16 protein-coding genes are annotated in these 17,769 nt (G+C 68.6%); 5 read left to right on the top strand and 11 right to left on the bottom strand.

Annotation, left to right across the window (positions count from 1 at the left end):
- Positions 1 to 28: 28 nt before the first annotated feature.
- Positions 29 to 2,938, bottom strand: coding sequence for a UvrD-helicase domain-containing protein (locus FK267_RS06710; RefSeq protein ID WP_141406719.1), 2,910 nt, complete (start codon positions 2,936 to 2,938; stop codon positions 29 to 31).
- Positions 2,939 to 3,070: 132 nt separating this feature from the next.
- Here FK267_RS06710 and FK267_RS06705 point away from each other — a divergent pair, with 132 nt between their 5' ends.
- The 5 genes from FK267_RS06705 to FK267_RS06685 all read left to right on the top strand — a co-directional run bounded on the left by FK267_RS06705 (position 3,071) and on the right by FK267_RS06685 (position 6,549).
- Positions 3,071 to 3,706, top strand: a complete 636-nt coding sequence (locus FK267_RS06705) for a DJ-1/PfpI family protein (RefSeq protein WP_141406718.1) — start codon at positions 3,071 to 3,073, stop codon at positions 3,704 to 3,706.
- Complete coding sequence (locus tag FK267_RS06700; protein ID WP_141406717.1) at positions 3,687 to 4,160, top strand: MarR family winged helix-turn-helix transcriptional regulator; 474 nt, start codon at positions 3,687 to 3,689, stop codon at positions 4,158 to 4,160. The genes FK267_RS06705 and FK267_RS06700 overlap by 20 nt, the downstream gene beginning before the upstream one ends.
- A 360-nt stretch (positions 4,161 to 4,520) precedes the next feature.
- On the top strand, positions 4,521 to 5,516 hold the full coding sequence (locus FK267_RS06695) for an NADP-dependent oxidoreductase (protein ID WP_141406716.1): 996 nt from the start codon (positions 4,521 to 4,523) through the stop codon (positions 5,514 to 5,516).
- Positions 5,517 to 5,599: 83 nt separating this feature from the next.
- Positions 5,600 to 6,016 carry a MarR family winged helix-turn-helix transcriptional regulator gene (locus FK267_RS06690; RefSeq protein ID WP_141406715.1) on the top strand — a complete coding sequence of 139 codons (417 nt, stop codon included), beginning with the start codon at positions 5,600 to 5,602 and terminating at the stop codon, positions 6,014 to 6,016.
- Between the two features lie 293 nt (positions 6,017 to 6,309).
- Entirely contained in the window at positions 6,310 to 6,549 is a 240-nt protein-coding gene (locus FK267_RS06685) for a helix-turn-helix domain-containing protein (protein WP_309313450.1), read from the top strand.
- On the opposite strand, the gene FK267_RS06680 is transcribed toward FK267_RS06685, so the two are convergent.
- From FK267_RS06680 to FK267_RS13420, 10 genes are all read right to left on the bottom strand, one after another.
- Entirely contained in the window at positions 6,486 to 6,878 is a 393-nt protein-coding gene (locus tag FK267_RS06680) for a VOC family protein (protein WP_141406714.1), read from the bottom strand. The genes FK267_RS06685 and FK267_RS06680 overlap by 64 nt on opposite strands.
- A 228-nt stretch (positions 6,879 to 7,106) precedes the next feature.
- Positions 7,107 to 8,003 (bottom strand): peptide chain release factor N(5)-glutamine methyltransferase, encoded by an 897-nt coding sequence (gene prmC, locus FK267_RS06675; protein ID WP_075378619.1) that lies wholly within the window; start codon positions 8,001 to 8,003, stop codon positions 7,107 to 7,109.
- Positions 7,993 to 9,087: a peptide chain release factor 1 gene (gene prfA, locus FK267_RS06670; RefSeq protein WP_009407171.1), complete on the bottom strand. Its 1,095-nt coding sequence runs from the start codon at positions 9,085 to 9,087 to the stop codon at positions 7,993 to 7,995. Before prfA ends, prmC begins: the two co-directional genes overlap by 11 nt.
- Before the next feature lie 119 nt (positions 9,088 to 9,206).
- Entirely contained in the window at positions 9,207 to 9,419 is a 213-nt protein-coding gene (gene rpmE / locus FK267_RS06665) for a 50S ribosomal protein L31 (RefSeq protein WP_003782958.1), read from the bottom strand.
- A 141-nt stretch (positions 9,420 to 9,560) separates the two neighbouring features.
- Entirely contained in the window at positions 9,561 to 11,645 is a 2,085-nt protein-coding gene (rho, locus tag FK267_RS06660) for a transcription termination factor Rho (RefSeq protein ID WP_141406713.1), read from the bottom strand.
- Positions 11,646 to 12,021: 376 nt separating this feature from the next.
- On the bottom strand, positions 12,022 to 12,807 hold the full coding sequence (locus FK267_RS06650) for a CE1759 family FMN reductase (RefSeq protein ID WP_141406712.1): 786 nt from the start codon (positions 12,805 to 12,807) through the stop codon (positions 12,022 to 12,024).
- Between the two features lies 1 nt (position 12,808).
- Positions 12,809 to 13,957, bottom strand: coding sequence for a CE1758 family FMN-dependent luciferase-like monooxygenase (locus tag FK267_RS06645; protein WP_141406711.1), 1,149 nt, complete (start codon positions 13,955 to 13,957; stop codon positions 12,809 to 12,811).
- Positions 13,958 to 14,853: 896 nt separating this feature from the next.
- Positions 14,854 to 15,756, bottom strand: coding sequence for a homoserine kinase (gene thrB, locus FK267_RS06640; protein WP_141406710.1), 903 nt, complete (start codon positions 15,754 to 15,756; stop codon positions 14,854 to 14,856).
- Between the two features lies 1 nt (position 15,757).
- A complete protein-coding gene (locus tag FK267_RS06635) occupies positions 15,758 to 17,086 on the bottom strand; it encodes a homoserine dehydrogenase (RefSeq protein WP_141406709.1) in 1,329 nt (442 codons plus the stop codon).
- Positions 17,087 to 17,355: 269 nt separating this feature from the next.
- Positions 17,356 to 17,523: a hypothetical protein gene (locus FK267_RS13420; protein ID WP_003786832.1), complete on the bottom strand. Its 168-nt coding sequence runs from the start codon at positions 17,521 to 17,523 to the stop codon at positions 17,356 to 17,358.
- Positions 17,524 to 17,769 lie beyond the last annotated feature (246 nt).

The following is a 17,769-nucleotide window of genomic DNA, read 5'->3' as shown; positions in this document are numbered from 1 at the left end:
CGCGGGGGGTGGGCGAAGGATGGATCCGTCAGATCTTGGCGACGGGGGCGTAGCGCAGGATGAGGCGCTTGGTGGTGGGGGCGCCGTCGATGACGAACTCGACGCGGGCGGTCAGGGACCGCCCCTTGCCCTCCAGGCCGACGACGGTGCCCACCCCGTAGGAGTCGTGGCGCACCTGGTCGCCGGTCCTCAGCCCGGCGACGGCTGCGGGCAGGTCCTCTGAGGCGGCGCCGGCCGGTGAGGGGGCGATCTGCTTGCCGCGGGCCTCGAGGCGGGCGGAGGCGCGCTTGGCGGCCCGGTCCTGGGCGGTCTCCACGCGCCCCAGTTTGCCCGAGCGCTTGGTGCCTGCGCCCACGGGCGGGGCGAAGTCATCGTCGTCGGAGTAGGAGCCTTGCCGGGAGGAGCCTGAGCGCCGCCCGCCTGAGCCGAAGCCGCCCTCGCCCCAGCTGCTGCCCCAGCCGGTGCCGCCGCCGCGCAGCGCCTCCATGGAGGAGGCCAGGCGCTTCCAGTCGATGGTCTCGTCCGGCACGTCGTCGAGGAAGCGGGAGGCGGGCATGGCGTTGGCGGCGCCCCAGGCCGAGCGCACGGCGGCGCGGGTGAGGTAGAGGCGTTCGCGGGCGCGGGTGAGGGCCACGTAGGCCAGGCGCCGTTCCTCGGCGAGCTCGGTCTCCTCGGTCAGGGAGCGGCTGTGGGGGAAGGTGCCGTCCTCCATGCCGGTGACGAAGACGACCGGGAACTCCAGGCCCTTGGCGGTGTGGACGGTCATGAGGGTGATATGGCCCTGCTCCTCGGCCTGCCGGGCGTCCTCGTCCTCCAGGTCGGCGCTGGGTGGGAGCTGGTCGGAGTCGGCCACGAGTGAGACGCGTTCGAGGAAGTCGGCCAGGGTGCCGTCGGGGTTGGCGGCCTGGAAGTCGCTGGCCACGGAGTGGAGCTCGGCGAGGTTCTCCACGCGGGTGGCGTCCTGGGGATCGTCGCTGGCGCGCAGCTCGGCGAGGTAGCCCGAGGCGTCCAGGGCGGAGTCGAGGATGTCGGCGACGCCGTCGCCGGCGGTGACCATGTGGCGCAGGGTGGTGAGCAGCTCGTGGAAGCCACACACCTGGTTGCGGGCCCGGGTGGTCAGGCCCTCGACCTCGGGCGGCTCGCCTACCCCGGTGGTGGAGGTGTCCTGCCCGCTGGTCTCCTCGGTCTCGGCTGTCTGGGCATCACGGGGGGCTCCGGCGGCGTCGGCGACGGCTTGCCCGAAGGAGACGGCGTAGCGGGCGGCGTGCTCGGCCAGGGCGCTCTCGGCCTTGTCGCCCAGGCCGCGTTTGGGGACGTTGAGGATGCGGCGCAGGTTGACGTCGTCGTCGGGGTTGTCGACGGCGCGCAGGTAGGCGATGGCGTCCTTGATCTCGCGGCGGTCGTAGAAGCGGGTGCCGCCGATGACCTTGTAGGGCTGGCCGGCGCGCATGAAGGCCTCTTCGAGGGCGCGGGACTGGGCGTTGGTGCGGTAGAAGACGGCGACGTCACGGGGGCGCACGCCGTGCTCGTCGGCCAGGCGGTCGACCTCCTGGCTGATCCAGCGGGCCTCATCGTGCTCGGAGTCGGCGACGTAGCCGGTGATGGGGGCACCGTCTCCGGCGGCGGTCCACAGGTTCTTCTCGCGCCGGCCGCTGTTGCGGGAGATGACGGCGTTGGCGGCCGAGAGGATGTTCTGGGTGGAGCGGTAGTTCTGCTCCAGCAGGATGGTGCGCGCCGAGGGGTAGTCCTCCTCGAACTCCTCGATGTTGCGGATGGTGGCACCGCGGAAGGCGTAGATGGACTGGTCGGAGTCACCGACGACGGTGAGCTCGCCCGGCGGCAGGGCCGAGCCCGCACCGGAGGTGCCGGGGCCGCCGACGAGCTCGCGCACGAGGACGTACTGGGCGTGGTTGGTGTCCTGGTACTCGTCGACCAGGATGTGGCGGAAGCGGCGCCGGTACATCTCGGCCACGGCCGGGCGGGTCTGGAGCAGGGCGACGGTGCGCATGATGATGTCGTCGAAGTCCAGGGCGTTGGCGGCGCGCAGGCGCTCGGCGTAGGCGCGGTAGACCTCGGCGAGGTGGCGCTCGAGGGGGTTGGAGGTGACGGCGCGCTCGGCGAACTGGGCCGGGGTGATGAGCTCGTTCTTGAGGTCGGAGATGCGGTGGGCGAAGGTCTTGGGGGTGAAACGCTTGGGGTCGATGCCCAGCTCGCGCACGATGAGGGTGATGAGGCGGGTGGAGTCGGCGGCGTCGTAGATGGAGAAGGTGGAGCGCAAGCCGGCGGCCTCGTGCTCGCGGCGCAGGATGCGCACGCAGGCGGAGTGGAAGGTGGAGACCCACATGCGCTCGCCTGCGGGCCCGACCAGGGCGGTGACGCGCTCGCGCATCTCGGCGGCGGCCTTGTTGGTGAAGGTGATGGCCAGGATCTCGCCAGGGCGGGCGCGGCCAGTGGCGATGAGGTGGGCGATGCGGTGGGTCAGGACCCGGGTCTTGCCCGAGCCCGCGCCGGCGATGATGAGCAGGGGGGCGCCTGCGTGGGTGACGGCGGCCTCCTGAGCGGGGTTGAGGCCGGAGAGCAGCTCGGCCGGGTCCGAGACCGTCACCCCCCAGGCCGGGCCGGAGACATGGCCCGAGGGCGTAGCGGCGCCGGCTCGGGCGCGGGCCGCGGCGGCGTTGGCCTGGGCGCGGGCAACGAGAGCCGAGACCTCGTCCTGGCGCTCCTCCCAGGTGGGGGCTGCGGCGGCCTCGTCCTCGGGAGGCGGTGCGTCCTCGGGGCCCCAGTCCTCCTCCGGGGCCTCGATGTTCGCCCAGGAATCGTCGTCGAAAGAGCCTGCGGCGGGGATGAGGGCGGGCAGCGCGGCCTCGGGCGGCGGGGTGGCCGCACCGCCGGAGCCGGGCATGGGCAGGGCGCCGAAGAGGGAGTTCATCGCGTTCATCGTGAGACCAAGCCTAGGCCAGGGCGCCGACACGTTCCGTTCTTCTCCACCCCAACCCGACATTGACAGCATACTGTCGATGTTGACAGCATGCTGTCAATAAATGGCGGAACCAACCTGAGGGGAGCCGAGATGCGGACCATAGCCCTGTACACGACCGAGACCATGGCGGACTGGGAGTACGCCTACCTCACCACTCAGATCACGGGCGCGGAGCACCTCAAGCCCGAGCGCTTTCGACTGCTGCTCGTGGGCGACGGGCTGGAGCCGGTGCGCACGCTCGGGAACCTGCCGCTGGCGCCGGAGGCCGACCTCGACGTCCTGGATGCGCTGGCCGCCGACGGCTCACTCGCAGCCCTGGTCATCCCTGGAGGGGACCACTACGCGGCCGGGCACAAGCGGCTCATCGAGGCGGTCGGCCACCTCGTGGACAAGGAGATTCCGGTGGCGGCGATCTGCGGTGCCACGCTTCTACTGGCCCGGGGCGGTTTCCTGGACGAGCGCCGTCACACCTCGAACGCCGCCTCGTACCTGAAGGCCAGTGGATACCGAGGCGGTGCGCGCTACGTGGAGGCGCCGGTGGTGACCGACCGGGGTGTCACCACGGCCTCAGGCATTCATGCGGTCCCCTTCACCGCGGAGGTCATGCGGATCACCGGGCTTGTGCCCGATGCGATGGTCGACTCCTGGGAACAGGTCTTCCTCAACGGCCGAGAGAAGGACTACATGGCCCTCATGGAGGCGACCGTTGCCTGGCAGAACGCCTGAGGGGGACGCCCTCACCGCCTTGGTCCTTCCCGCCTTCGCCCTCAACGGGGAGCTCCTGGAGGCGGCTGCGGCGATCACGGCCCCACATGAGCTGACCCCGGCCCGGTGGCAGGTGCTGGGCGCCGTCCTGGAAGAACCGCTACCGGTTGCCGAGATCGCGCGTCGGGTCGGACTGACGCGGCAGAGCGTGCAGCGGGTGGCCAATGATGTCGTCGCACAGGACTGGGCGCACTGGCAGCCCAATCCCGGGCGGCGCGGTCAGAACCTGCTCGTCCTGACCGGCAAGGGACGGCGAGTGATCACAGCACTCACCGCGGAACAGCACGCCTGGGCCGACACCGTCGGCCAGGAGATCGGAGAGAAGAACCTGAAGACCCTGGGGACGCTGATCAGCAGGCTTACTGACGCATCACGCCGCTACCGGCAAGCCGCCGGAGAGGAGCCCTTGCCTTAAGCAGGAAACCACTCCCGCCACACCGGACCCCGAGCGGGCACCTGGGGAGCCACCCGTGTCCAACCCGATTCGAAACTCGCGCTCATGGTCAACGACTAAACGAGCGACATCATCCTGGATGCACTCGGGTTCGCCGACAAAGGATGCGTTGCTGGCATTGACGACACTGTCGGACAGTGAGCACTGGGCGCAAAAGGCGAAGTCACGAGACTGACCACATCCCTCTCCTTGAAAGGCCCACAAAACTCATCCAGAGATGCCTCCTTGTCTAAACTAGTACGAATCTCGTACTATTTGTTCCACGTAGTAGTTCAAGGTGAGCACGGCATCTCACTGTCGAGCGAGTCAGAGGAGGTAACCATGGGGCGGGCGATCGAGTACCGGAGATTCGGCGGACCAGAGGTTCTGGAGGAGGTCGAGCGCCCGACGCAGGCACCGGGCGACGGAGAGGTACGCATCGCGGTGCGCGCCGTCGGGCTCAACCCTCTCGATTTCAAGACCTTCGAAGGCGACCTGCGACCTGTCGAACGGGTTCAACGCCTCATTCACCCTCGACGGTGGCTCGAGGGCGCATTCTCCCGTTTCCCCAGGGGCGTGGCCCGAGACTTCGCGGGAGTCATCGACGCAGTCGGTACCAACGTCACGGACCTCGCCGTGGGCGACGCCGTGCTGGGTACCTTGCGAAGCGCCCCCGGCCAGGCCGACACCCGCGGAGCGTTCACCACCGAGTTGGTGGCACCCACCGACGATGTCGTCAAGAAGTCAGCCCCGTTGTCATTCACGCAGGCGGCCTGTCTGGGTGTTGCCTCCCAAACCGCGTGCGGCGCATTCAGACAGCTGAACCTGCACGAGGGCGATGTCATTGTCATCAGTGCCGCCGCAGGCGGCGTGGGCTCGATTGCCGCTCAACTCGCTTTGAGCCGGGGTGCCACCGTGATCGGAATCGCCGGCGCCCGTAATACCGAGTATCTCCGCTCCTTGGGCACCATTCCAGTCACCTATGGTGAGAACCTGACAAGTCGGGTTCGCGAGGCAGCTCCGTCACCTATCACCAAGCTTCTGGACTGCTACGGCGGCGGCTACGTAAAACTTGGTCGCGATCTCGGGCTGACGGGCCGTTCCATCGGCACCCTGGTTCCCTCACCCACGGCGATACTCAGGGGAGCGCAGTTCACCGGTTCACGACACAGCAGTGGACGCATCGACCTTGAGGAAGTAGCACAACTGGTGGCGGACAACGTCATCAAGGTCGACATCGCTCGCACGTACCCATTCACATTGGAGCAGGTTCGCGCCGCCTATACCGAGCTGGCAAAGGGCCACGTCCGCGGCAAGCTCGCCGTCGATCTATCCTGACACCCATCCACGGTCAACCGGATCAGGAGGATCGCTTGAACAGATGGTCTCATGATCAGTGTCTCATCCGGGCGTTGCGTGCTATGAATAGCGAGCTCGCCGCCAGCAACCGCACTGTAGCGGCGCAAACCGGGCTCAACGACAGCGATCTGGCTGTACTCGACATCCTGCACCGTGAGGGTCCGCAGACCCCCACTGCCCTCGCCCGCCGAACCCGGATGGGGACGACAACGATGACGAGCGTGCTACGCCGGCTCACCCGCGACGGCTGGGTCGAACGTCGCCCCAGTGAGACGGACCTGCGCTCATTCACCATCCATGCCATAGGCGTTGATCGCCTTGCCAAGGTATTCCTGCCCGTCAACCGGAAACTGACTGCCCTGGTGGAGGGCTGGCCCGAGAGCCGGGTCGATCAGCTCATTGAGTTCCTGGAGGACGCCACCGAGGTGATTCATGAGTCGGCGGAGCGGCTATCGACCAAGGACGGCGACAACTTCTGACCTCGTTCATACATCCCCCCAGGCGCGTATACATACAGCGCCGGATCCACTCTGACGATCCATCCTCGACAGGTCTCTGGACTCGCATCGCTCTGGGCTCCACGATAGAGAGGTGTACTCCGAGACGGTCCTGAGCGAGCAACGCTTCCCGGCCCGATCTCGTGCTCTCTGAGCTGCTTGTCGACCAGGCGGAGCCGTGGGTGACGACGGCGCACCGACTCGCCCGGACCGGAGCGCCAGCGCAACAGGCCGCCCGAGCTCTGGGCTGGTCGGAGCGCACGCTGCGCAGACGAATGCTGGAGACCTTCGGCTACGGGTACACCACTCTGGCACGCATTGAGCGAGTATTCCGAGCACGCTCGCTTCTCCAGCGGGGACTTTCGCCGGCCCACGTCTCAGCGACTTCGGGTTATGCGGATCAGCCGCATCTGACCCGCGAGTTCGCGCACTTGGTCGGGGTGACGCCGGCTCAGTTCTCCAAGGCCGCGAAGAGGTCGACGCTATTGCCATCGGGATCGAGCACCGTGGCGTAGCGCTGCCCCCAGGGGGCGTCCCATGGCTTGGTGCGACCTTCGTATCCTGCTCCGATGAGCCTGGCGTAGGTGGAATCCACAGCACTCACTGTCCCCTGATCAAAGGCCAGGGCGATGCGGTGACCTCCCGAGGGCGACTCATAACCGGGATCAAGACGGCGAATGAGGTCGATGGTGTCCCATGCAAGAATGGTGCAGTCTTCGAGCCTGGTATCGACATGCGGCTCGTCGCTCCTTTCAGGAACGGCCGCTCCAAGCAGACGGTAGAAGGTGAGTGAGGCGGACATATCGCGGGTCACGATGCCGATGAATCCGAGTCGTAGTGCCATAGCGACACCGTATGCCGCCTAAGACATCCCGTCTTGAACAAAGCGGCCACGGCCGGGCTGGACTCCCTGACACGCCTGATCAGTCCGTATACGCTCGAACTGCGGCGTCTCAGCTCACCGAGTGCGAGCGAGCATCACACAGCCGAATCAAGTACCCGCCGCGGTTGTGCTCGCACGGGCTTTCAGAACCACTGGGACTCTCAACGCCGTCGGCCCCGCCGGCGGGGTTTACCGCACGGCGCGCAGGTAGCGGTCGCGGCCGGTGAGGTCCTGGCCGGTCTCGGCCTTCTTGAAGCCTGCCCCGAGCGCAGCCGCACGCAGCAGCGCCCCCTGCTCGTGGTCGTGCTCCATGACGAGCACCCCACCGGTGCGCAGCAGCGCGACCGAGCGCACCAGGACATCAATCGGAATCTCCAGCCCGTCAGGGCCACCACCGTAGAGCGCCACCGTGGGCTCGTGCTGCTCCGTCTCGGTGTCCTCCACGGCGCCGGCCGGCACGTAGGGCGGGTTGGAGACAACGACGTCGACCTGCCCGTTGAGGTCGTGAAGGACCAGCGGGTCGGTGGCGTCGGCGTGGATCACCTCGACGCGACCGGGCACCAGCCGCTCGCAGTTCTCGCGGGCCAAGGACGCCGCAGTCTCGCTGATCTCAACGGCGACCACCCGGGCTCCCGGCACCTCCTTGGCGACGCAGGCCGCGATCGCCCCCGAACCGGTACACAGGTCGGCTGTCAGGACCACTCCCCCGCCGCCGTCCATGACCGCCCGGGCCGCCTCAATGGCGGCCCCGGCCACCACCTCGGTCTCCGGGCGCACGATGAACACACCGGGACGGCTGATGAGCTCGGCGCCCCGCAGCCACATGCGCCCAATGATGTGCTGGAGCGGCTCACGGCACTCGCGGCGCAGCACCAGCGCGTCATAGGCGGCCGGGAAGTCGCCATCGGCGCCGTCGGCCAGCAGCAGGGCCCGCCCCAGCAGGTGCTCAGCCAGGATGCGGGCATCGACCTGAGGGCTGGTCACGCCGGCCGCAGCCAACCGACCGGCCGCCTGACGCACCAGCGCCCGCAGCCCGTAGCGGTCCACCGCGCCCGCCGGCGCGCCGCCACACAACTCAGGAACCACTGCCCTCACCCACCTGGGATAATCGTTCGGCCTCGTCCATGGCGATGGCCGAGGCGATCACTGGACCGAGGTCACCGTCAAGAACGGCATCGAGGTTGTAGGCCTTGAAGCCGGTGCGGTGGTCGGCGATCCGGTTTTCAGGGAAATTGTAGGTGCGGATGCGCTCGGAGCGGTCCACAGTGCGCACCTGACTGCGACGGGCCTGCGCCGCCTCGGCGGCAGCGGCCGCCGCGCGCTCGGCCAGGAGCCGGGCCCGCAGGACCCGCATGGCCGCTTCCTTGTTCTGCAGCTGGGACTTCTCGTTCTGCATGGATACGACAATCCCTGTGGGCAGGTGCGTGATGCGCACGGCCGAGTCCGTGGTGTTGACGCTCTGGCCCCCGGGTCCCGAGGAGCGGAAGACGTCGATGCGCAGGTCGGCGGCGTCGATCTGGAGCTCACCGGGGTCGTCGGCTTCCGGCATGACCAGGACGCCGGCCGCGGAGGTGTGGATGCGGCCCTGGGACTCGGTGACCGGGACGCGCTGGACGCGGTGGACGCCGCCCTCGTACTTCAGGTGCGCCCACACCCCGTCCTGGGGCTCCACGGGCCCGCGGGCCTTAATGGCCAGGCGCACGTCCTTGTAACCGCCCAGGTCAGAGTCGGTGGCGTCCAGGACCTCCACGGCCCAGCCCTGCCGTTCGGCGTAGCGGGAGTACATGCGGGCCAGGTCGGAGGCGAACAGCGCCGACTCCTCACCGCCCTCACCGGCCTTGACCTCGATGATGACGTCGCGGGCGTCGTCAGGATCCCGGGGCACGAGGACCTCGCGCAGGTGCTCGCCGGCAGCGGCCTCGGCGGCCTCCAGGGCCGGCACCTCGGCGGCGAAGTCCTCGTCCTCCGCGGCCAGCTCGCGGGCGTCGGCCAGGTCGGCACTGGCCGACTGCCAGGCCCGGTAGGCGGCCACGACCCTGCCCAGCTCGGCATAGCGGCGCCCCAGCCGGCGCATGGCGCCCGGGTCGGAGGCCGCGGGCCCGGCCATCTCGGCCTCGATATCCGCGTACTCAGCCAGGAGCGGCTCTGCGGCGGAGAAGTCCTCACTCATGGACTCGGGTTCCTTCACTGGCTAGGAGTCGTGCTGACGGGCACCAGCGGCACTCGTGCGATATGCAAACGACGCCGACGGCGACTCTGGGAGCCGGCCGCCGGCGTCGTGAGACGCGGCTACTTGCTGCGCTTGCCGTACCGGGCCTCGAAGCGGGCGACGCGGCCACCGGTGTCGAGGATCTTCTGCTTGCCGGTGTAGAACGGGTGGCAGGCCGAGCACACGTCCACGCGGATCTCACCGGAGGTGACGGTGGAGCGGGTCTCGAAGGTGTTGCCACAGGTGCACGTGACCGTGGTGGCCACGTAGTCGGGGTGGATGCCCTGCTTCATAGGTTTCTCCTTAAGCGTCAGAGGGTCCCGGGTCCCACGCGGGAGCGAGGGTGAACCGGAGGCCAGCAGCAGATTTTGCCACTGTCTCACGCGCCATCGCAACGGCTGGGCCGCGTGAGACCGGGCACCTGGCCGGTCGCGTTACTCGTCCTCGCCGTCGGCCAGGGACGTGCCGGCCGGGGTGGTCTTGGACAGCACCATGAGGAACTCGGCGTTGGACTGGGTGTCCTTGAGCTTGGAGAGGACCAGCTCGATGGCCTGCTGCTGCTCGAGCCCGGCGAAGAGGCGGCGCAGGCGCCACATGATCTTGAGCTGGGCGGGGTCGATGAGCAGCTCCTCACGACGGGTGCCGGAGGCCGCCACGTCCACGGCCGGGAAGATGCGCTTGTCGGCCAGCTGGCGCGACAGTCGCAGCTCCATGTTTCCGGTGCCCTTGAACTCCTCGAAGATGACCTCATCCATCTTGGAGCCGGTCTCCACCAGGGCCGTGGCCAGGATGGTCAGGCTGCCGCCGTTCTCCACGTTGCGGGCCGCCCCGAAGAAGCGCTTGGGCGGGTAGAGGGCGGAGGCGTCCACACCACCGGAGAGGATCCGGCCGCTGGCCGGGGCCGCCAGGTTGTAGGCGCGCCCGAGCCGGGTGATGGAGTCCAGCAGCACGACGACGTCCTGGCCCAGCTCCACGAGGCGCTTGGCGCGCTCGATGGCCAACTCGGCCACGATCGTGTGGTCGGAGGCGGGGCGGTCGAAGGTGGAGGCGATGACCTCGCCCTTGACCGTGCGCTGCATGTCGGTGACCTCCTCGGGGCGCTCGTCGACGAGCACAACCATGAGGTGGGCCTCGGGGTTGTTGACGCTGATGGCGTTGGCGATCTGCTGCAGGACGATCGTCTTACCCGCCTTGGGCGGGGAGACGATGAGCCCGCGCTGCCCCTTGCCGATGGGCGAGACCAGGTCGATGATCCGCGGGGTGACGGCCTTGGGCGTGGTCTCCAGGCGCAGCTGCTCCTGAGGGTAGAGGGGGGTGAGCTTGGCGAACTCAGGGCGGCGCTTGGAGCGCTCGGCATCCATGCCGTTGACGGTCTCGACGCTGACCATGGGGTTGTACTTGACCCGGCCGGCCCGGTTCTGACGGCGGTTGTTGCGCCCGCCCTGGTGGGGCGTGGAGGACTCTCCGCCCTCGCGGACCCAGCCGGTCACGGCGTCACCAGCACGCAGCCCGTTGTCCTTGATGAGCTGGTTGGAGACGTAGACGTCCTTGGGGCCGGGCAGGTAGCCGGAGGTGCGCAGGTAGGCGTGCTGGTTGTCGGTGACGTCCAGGATGCCGGCGACCGGCAGGAGGACCTCGTCCTCGCGCGGCTGGTTGCGGTTGCCGCGCCCCGCGGAGCCGTCCCGACCCTCGCGGCCGGAGTCGCGGTCGTCCCGGTCGAAGCGGTCGCGTCCGCGCTTACGGCCCCGACGACGGCGCCCACCGCGCTCCTCGTCGTAGCCGTCGGACTCGTCGTTGCCGTCACGGCCCCGGCGCGAACGCTCCTGGGGCTCGACGACGGAGGTACCGGTGGCGTCGGCCAGGTCCCGCATGAGGGCGGCCTTGGCGTCAGCGTGGTCCTCGGGCGAGTCGGTGCGGGGCTCGCGTGAGGTGCGCTCCTGGTTCTCGGGGGCGCCGGCGGAGGCCTGGGCACGCCGGCGGCCGCGGCGGAACTGATCGCGCGAGGAGCGCTCGCCGCGCTCCGAGCGACCGTAGGAGTCGCGGTCATCGCCGTCGGTGGTCTCGGATCGCTCGCGCCACCGGCTGCGTGCGGGGCGCTCCTCGTCACGGCCGGAGCCGCTGTCCGAGTCACTGCCGGAGGAGCCGGAGCGATCCGGCAGATCGAGGCCCAGGTCGAGGGCCGGCACGGACTGGCGCTCCTCGGGGGCTCCGGAGGCCGCGGTGGCGCGACGACGGCGGGAGCGCCCGGAGGCGGCGGCCGGGGCCTGCTCAGCTACGGGCTCACTGGCCGCTGAGGAGGAGTCAGCGGCGTCGGTCGCCCGGGCATCGGGCGAGCTCTTCGACGTGCTGTGGGAGTCGGGAGTGGAAGCGGAGGAGCCGCGCGCCTCACGGATGGCGGCGACGACCTCACTCTTACGCATACGGGAGGTGCCCTTGAGGCCCATGGAGCTGGCAAGCGACTGAAGCTCGGCCAGACGCATGGTGGAAAGCGAGGGCTGGGCGCTGGAGGTCTCGGTCACGAGTGTCCTAACGGTGTGATGACGCTCCGAAGAAGGGGCGTTCAACTGGGGAGACTCCCCCGGAATCATTCACAGGGGTGGGTCATGCACTGCTGGCTTCTGCTGAGACCTGAGCCTCAGGTCCGGGGCTGGTGCGGTCAGCGGCGTGGTGCGATCCGTGCGGCCGACAGCGTCATCATAGCAGCCCGGAGAAGCAGCACCTAACGGAACACCGGCAAGCAACGCCGGGGATGCAGCCATTATTCCATCCATGGCAGTTCTCGTCGTCGCCGTGACGCCGGTGGGGCCGACCGTACGCACGATCAGCCCCACCGGACTGATCGACTCGGACACAACCAAGTCGACTCTTGCCCTTCAAGCTCCCAGGCTCACGGCCTCAGCGACCTGCGAGAAGCGTCTCCATGGGCGCGAAGTCGGCCAGCGGGTCAACCGGCGCCTGGCGCGGGAAGCGCTCCATGAGCGTGGCCAGCTCCCGCCCCGCCCGAGCCACGCGCTCACTCAAAGGCGACTCAGGCCTCTCAGAGGATGATGGCGTCTGCCAGGCCGCGCCGAAGTCCTCACTGGCCGCGAAGACGGCGGTCTGCGTCGGCAGGGCCTTCATGTAGACGACCAGCGGCCGCAGCGCCATCTCGGTCACAAGACTGTGCCGCGCAGTGCCGGCCGTCGCCCCCAGCAGGACGGGGACGCCCTCAAGCGTGCCCGCCGGCAGCACATCCATGGCGGACTTGAACAGTCCGGAGTAGGAGGCCTGAAAGACCGGGCTGACCAGGATGACGCCGTCGGCGGCGGACAGGGCATCGATCACCTTCTGCAGGTCGGCGGACACCGGCCCACCCACACCGGCCAGGGCGATGTCCTTGACCAGGGGCCTGAGCCCGATGACCTCGATGCTGGCCAGGCGGGAGTCGGCCTCCAGGGCCTTGCGAGTCGACTCAGCCAGCCGCTCGGCGAGCTTCTGGGAGGTCGAGGGCTCCGAGACCCCGGCGTGCAGAGCCACGATCCGGCTCAGACGCCCCATCTGGGTATTGGCGTAGGCGTCATAGGTCGGCGATCCGGCCAGGGACTGGGTGCCCCCAGAAGGGGCGACGGGCGCGGTCGTATCAGCGGTCACGTCATCCATCTCCTGCCTGTCACTCGTCGTGTCACGGGTTCCCCATGCCATCTCAGATCCTCACCTTCCGGCCCGTGAGCGGGTCGAACTCGTTGGACAGGGAGAAGGGCTCCTCAGCCGGAGGCTCGGCCCCCTCCAGCAGGGCCCGGTGGCGCGGGTGGAGCGGCGCGTCGGGAACCCCTTCGGGCCTGGTGGACTCCAGCTCGGCGCGCAGCGCCGGAACGATCTCGGAACCCAGGTACTCGATCTGCTTCATGATCTCCTTGTGCGGGACGCCGCCCAGGTCCAGGTTGAAGGCCTGACGCTGGTAGTCGCCGATCGCGTCCCGGTAGGTCAGGTACTTCTCCACGATCTGCTCAGGCGTGCCGACCGCGAGAGGCGTGTGCTGTGTCATCTCTTCCAGCGACGCCCCCTGGTAGACGTAGGTGTTGCGGAAGTAGGGGGTGTATCGCTCGATGGCCTCGGTCTCACTCCTGGCGGCGAAGATCTGTCCGCCCAAGCCCACGATCGCCTGCTCGGGCCGACCATGACCATAGAAGGCGAAGCGCTCTCGGTAGAGGTCGACCATCTTCTTGACGTGGTCGATGGGCCAGAAGATGTTGTTGTGGAGGTATCCGTCTCCGTAATAGGCGGCCTGCTCGGCGATCTGGGGCGAGCGGATGGAGGCGTGCCACACGAAGGGCGGGACGCCGTCGAGTGGGCGGGGCATGGATGTGAAGTCCTGCAGCGCGGTGCGGAACTCACCCTCCCAGTCCACATTGGTCTCGCGCCACAGGCGGCGCAGCAGGTCATAGTTCTCCACCGCGAGCGAGATGCCCTTGCGGATGTCCTTGCCGAACCAGGGATAGACCGGCCCGGTGTTGCCACGCCCCATCATGAGGTCGACGCGCCCGTCGGAGAGGTGCTGGAGGTAGGCGTACTCCTCGGCCAGACGCACCGGGTCATTAGTCGTGATGAGGGTGGTCGCAGTGCTCAGGAGCAGCCTGTCCGTGCGGGCAGCGATGTTGGCCAGCAGGGTGGTGGGTGACGACGGCGCGAAGGGTGGGTTGTGGTGCTCCCCGGTAGCGAAGAAGTCCAAACCCGCCTGCTCGGCCAGGACCGCCATCTCGACTGTGTTCTTGATGCGCTGATGCTCACTGGGAGCCTTGCCAGTAGCCGGATCGGTCGTGATGTCTCCAACTGTGAAGATCCCGAACTGCATCAGACGTCCTCCCTGTTCTCAACACTGGATCTCAATGATTTCTTGTGTTCTGAGAGAACTGGAGAAGCTCATAGTTTATTTCTCAACTACCCAGATGTGGTGCACGTCCCACGTGGAAGCAGGGCTCTGCCGCCTCACCGGGGATTCTGTGTTGCCTCACGACCTCTGAGAGTTTCAAATGTCATGACATCTCAAGACACCGCTTGGAAGCGTCTGCCAGATGGGAGAGCTGCTGCCTCGGCCTGCCGGAGCAGACTGACCCGGTCACTGCGGTGGCTGCCGGCATCGCCTGGACACACTGAACGAGGGTGGGATGCTACTGGAGGAAGGTCGGGGGTACTGCAGGTAGGTGGGACCTTCGTGCAGTACGCACAACCCTTGGCCAGTGGATCCCGACCCTCGTGGAGCAGGCCGACCCGAGGCGAGACTCACTGCGAAGCCGGAGTCGAACCATGACCACCGGGACCCTGCGCAGGCGGCGGACAGGGAGCGGTAGGGGCGGACCTGTGACGGAGGCGCCGGGCCGTGCCGCAAGAACCCCGGACTCACTCCTGCGCGGCCCGGTGTCCACAGCGCTGACATGAGCGGGCCCGACGTCAGTGCGCCCAGCGGGCATCGTTGGAATACTGCGGTTTCTCTCCGGCGTGCAGCGCCGCTACGCCTTTAATGTCAGCACCATGGACACCCACACCCCGTCATGCCTCACCTCCAGAGCCACTAGCCTGCCCAAGGTTCCCGCCCGAGCGGGTGTCTCAGAAGTCATGACACTCACATGCCTCAGAAGTGAGGAGACAGCACACCTCACCAAGGATTCGAGACGGACGCAGATCGCGGGCGTCCTCGGACTCGAGGACGCCCGCGATCAGGGAGGCGGATGAAGAAGCCGTTCGCACGGATCAGGAGGTCAGGACCGCCCCACGGGTGTCGATTCCGGGGCTGAGTACGCTCCAGCCGTGGTTCTCCAGGGCGAAGCGGGTCTGGTCGGCCAGGGTGGACAGGACCAGCACCGTGGGACCGGCGCCGGAGATGACGGCCGGGTAACCCTGCTCGCGCAGCGAGTCCATGACGGCCATCGAGGCGGGCAGGACCCCACGCCGGTATTCCTGGTGGAGGCGGTCCTCGGTTCCGGCCATGAGCAGGTCGGGACGCCCGGCGAGCGCCAGCATGAGCACGGCGGCCCGGGAGGTGTTGAACAGGGCGTCCTCGCGCGGCACGGAGACCGGCAGGACCTGACGGGCCTCCTTGGTGGACAGGCGCGTCGTCGCCGGCGGGATGAGCAGGCTCACCCCGAGGGAGGCGTCCACGGGCATGGGCGCCATGCGCGGGCGTCCCCCGCGCTCGACCCAGGCGACAGCGGCGCCTCCGAACACGGCGGGCGCGACGTTGTCGGGGTGGCCCTCGAAGTCGGTGGCCAGGGCGAAGATCCGGTCATCGCTGAGGGCCTCGGGCTCGGCGATGAGGCCGCGCGCCAGCATGAGTCCGGCCACGGCGGCACTGGCGGACGAGCCCATGCCCCCGCCGTGGGGGATCCGGTTGACGCAGCGCATCTCGAAGCCGGCCTGTGGGGCGCCGACGACGTCCAGACCGGCTCGCAGCGCCTGCACGACGAGGTTGTCATCATCGGTGGGGACCGTCTCGGCACCCACGCCCTCGACGATGACGCGGGTGGTGCCGGTGATCGGCCGCACCGAGACCTCGTCGTAGTAGCGGAAGGCCATGCCGAAGGAGTCGAAGCCCGGCCCCATGTTCGCCGTCGTGGCCGGGACCCGGACGGCCGCGCGCTCGTAGACGATGCGCATGTCACTCGCCCTCGACGCGTTGGATGGAGACGACCTCGGCGACCCGGTCGGAGTCCCGCAGGCCCTCGACGGCGGCGTCGAGGTGGAAGACGGGGGCAGGGTGGGTCACGAAGGTGACGATGGCCTGGTCGTGGCTGCCGTCGGAGGTGACGTAGGCGCTCTGGCGCACCGAGTTGATGGAGACCTCGTTCTCGGCGAAGACGGAGGCCATCGCGGCCAGGGAGCCGACGGCGTCGTCTGAGCGCAGCTGGATCTGGTAGCGGGTGACAGCGGCCTCGGGGCCGAGGACCGGCAGGCTCGCGTAGGAGGACTCGCGGGGGGCCTGGCCGCCGTGGACCCGGTGGGCGGCGGCTGCGACGACGTCGGACAGGACCGCTGAGGCGGTCGGGGCTCCTCCCGCTCCCTGACCGTAGAACATGAGGCGCCCGGCGCTCTCGGCCTCGACCAGGACGGCGTTGTAGGCACCGTGAACGCTGGCCAGCGGGTGGTCGTTGGGGACGAGGGCGGGGTGGACGCGCACGGAGACGCCTTGCGCCTGCTCGTCGTCGCGGCGCTGGGCGATGGCGAGGAGCTTGAGCTCGCAGCCCGAGGCGTGGGCCTCGCGGATGTCGTCGGCGGTGACCTCGCGGATGCCCTCGACGGAGACGTCGTCGAGGCCCACGCGGGTGTGGAAGGCGAGGGAGGCGATGATGGCGGCCTTGGCGGCGGCGTCCAGGCCGTCGACGTCGGCGGTGGGGTCGGCCTCGGCGTAGCCGAGCTCCTGGGCGGTGGCCAGGGCGGTCTCGAAGGAGAGTCCCTTGGTGCTCATCTCGTCGAGGATGTAGTTGGTGGTGCCGTTGACGATACCGAGCACGCTGGTGACGCGGTCGCCGGCCATGGACTCGCGCAGCGCGTAGACCACCGGGATGGCACCGGCGACAGCGGCCTCGTAGTAGAAGTCGGTGCCTGCGGCCGCGGCGGCGGTGTAGAGCTCGGGGCCGTGGGCCGCGATGAGGGCCTTGTTGCCGGTGATGACGCTGGCCCCGGCCTTGAAGGCGGCCAGGATGAGGGTGCGGGCCGGCTCGATCCCGCCGATGAGCTCGATGACCAGGTCGTTGCCGGTGGCGACGGCGGTGGCGTCATCGGTAAGGAGGTCCTGGGGGACGGCGAAGTCGCGCGGCGCGTTGACGTCGCGGACGGCGACGCCCGTGATCTCAAGACGTGCGCCGGAGCGGGCGGCGAAGTCGTCGGCCTGCTCGGTGAGGAGGCGAATGACCTGGCTTCCGACGGTCCCGGCGCCGAGGACGCCGACGGTCAGTGTGCGCTGGGCGGGTGAGAGGTCCTGAGCCACGGGATGACCACCTTGCTGTGTGTGCTGTGTTGCGTGCCGCGTGTGGGCACTTCGACTGCGTCATGCGATGGGGCCGATCGGCTGGCACGGTCAACCGACCGCCCACCGGCGCTGGCCATCACTGCGGGCCAGCATAAGGGGCATCGGCCGTGGAGCGCTTGCATGTCCGCCTGTGGACACACGACCGGCTCTGTGCTCCCCGGTGCGATGAGGCCGGCGGGGGTGCCTCCGGCGCTGGCCTGAGGCTGCGCGCGGACGAGGCGGAGTTCTCAGCGACGCCAGATGATCTGCTTGAGCAGTCGGCCGATCACCCGCCCCAGTCCCAGAGATACCGGGGCGGCCGCGCTGTCGGAGTACCCCCAGGCCGGAGGCGGCTGCTCCAGGGAGGAGAGGAAGGAGGTCAGTGAGGACGAAGAGGAGGAGGTTGTTGCGCTCATGCCTTCAGGCTAGAAAACAGCCACACGATAAGCGCCCCTCGAGAGAATGATTAGCGGGGCGGCCTCCTCCTCCCCACGGCCGAGACGATCGAATGGGGCTCTCCTGCTTTCGGTAGATCCACCGAGCCGGACCGTCGGGGCGGGACCCCAGGGCGCAGACGGCCAGTGGCCCCACCCCGGTTGAACCGGAGAGGGGCCACTGGATGGGCTCTGCTGACAGAGCGTTCAGGCTCGAGAAGCGGTCAC

Source organism: Actinomyces oris, assembly GCF_006546825.1.
GTDB classification, from domain to species: domain Bacteria; phylum Actinomycetota; class Actinomycetes; order Actinomycetales; family Actinomycetaceae; genus Actinomyces; species Actinomyces oris.
Note: the sequence above shows the minus strand (reverse complement) of the source record. Positions and strands in the feature narration are given on the sequence as shown.